Genomic DNA, 1,469 nt, shown 5'->3' on the forward strand with positions numbered 1-1,469 from the left:
TATAAGGGGTATCCTTTTAGCTCCAGCAACTGCACAATACTGGATGGATGTACAGATATTAGCGCCGACAGCGGTTAAGGACTACCCCCAAACCTGGAACGAATTCCTCGACTGGTTTTCCACCGAGGACGATTGCCTTGCCTATTTGGAGCGGCTGCGTTGGGATAGCAACTTCGTCTGCCCGAAGTGCGGCGGTATTGGCGAGGCATACCGAGCCAGCCGCACTCGTTTGATGTGTCGTGGCTGCCAGCACCAGACTACAGTGACTGCCGGCACGATCTTCGATAAGACCCGCACGCCGCTGCGTGTGTGGTTGGCCGCCGCCTGGTATCTGACTAACCAGAAGCAAGGCGTCAGCGCCTTGGGATTGCAGCGTGTGCTCGGCTTGGGCAGCTACCAGACGGCCTGGACGATGCTGCACCGATTCCGCCGGGCGATGGTTCGCCCCGGCCGGGATCAACTCAAAGGCGTGGTCGAGGTCGACGAGACCTACATGGCGCTGACCGACCGTGAGGACCCACCCATCAAGACCGGGCGCAAGCGCAGCACGTCGAAGTTGCTGGTCGCCGTGGCCGTCGAACTACTGGAGCCCAAGGGGTTTGGCCGCATCCGGCTGCGTCGCATTCCCAAAGCTTCGGCGCAATACCTGATTCCGTTTGTCCAAGAGAGCATCGAACCCGGCGCCCAAGTGCGCACTGACGGTGCGGCCGCCTACAAGCCGCTGAAGGACTTGGGCTACGACCACCAGCGCACTGTGATGCTCGGCTCGGACGTGCCTGCACATGTCTCGATGGCTGGTGTCCATCGTGTGGCGGCCCTGGTCAAGCGCTGGATTCTTGGGACGCACCACGGCTCGGTGCAGCCCGAGCACTTGGACGCCTACCTCGACGAGTTCGTCTTTCGCTTCAACCGCCGAACCTCAGGCTCGCGCGGCATGCTGTTCTACCGGTTGCTTCAGCAGGCCGTGGTCACGGCGCCCGTGACCTATGCGGATGTGATTCAGTCGAGCGCCTCATAAGGGCCAAGGCGGTCGGCTACGGTTTCCTCAGGGCCTGAATTGCAATCCAGAAGCAGGCGAGCGCACCAACTATTGACGCGACCAGGAGTGGCCAGTCCAAGACCGAACTTGCGCCTACGACGACCCTTTCATACCGACTTAACGAAGGAATCAATATGACGAGACCCAACGTCACGTAAACCCCAACTCGAACGAAGTTTGTTTTTTTCATAAAAGTAATCTCCCACCGACCATTCATTCGAGTGCAACGTCGAGTTCCCAGCGACGCGCTTGTCATTCTGAAGATCAAGAAGCCACCGTTCTGCCGCTGCTGCATCCTGCGACAAGGCCTGTTGTCGGCTGTTGTAACCCGTTGGCCTTGGAGCGTAGCGCTTCCCCGTGAACATCGCTAGCATCTGTATGTTCATCCAGTAGTTCCGCGGTCGCTGGAGCTAAAAGGATACCCCTTATT

The 1,469-nt window shown here is 58.9% G+C and carries 1 protein-coding gene; it reads left to right on the forward strand.

Features of this window, described 5'->3' with window-relative positions:
* Positions 1–43: 43 nt before the first annotated feature.
* Positions 44–1,018, forward strand: coding sequence for an IS1595 family transposase (locus QN397_RS26560; RefSeq protein ID WP_323502514.1), 975 nt, complete (start codon positions 44–46; stop codon positions 1,016–1,018).
* Positions 1,019–1,469: the final 451 nt, after the last annotated feature.

Origin of the sequence: Variovorax sp. RTB1 (assembly GCF_035018765.1) — a bacterium.
Classification (GTDB): domain Bacteria; phylum Pseudomonadota; class Gammaproteobacteria; order Burkholderiales; family Burkholderiaceae_C; genus Variovorax.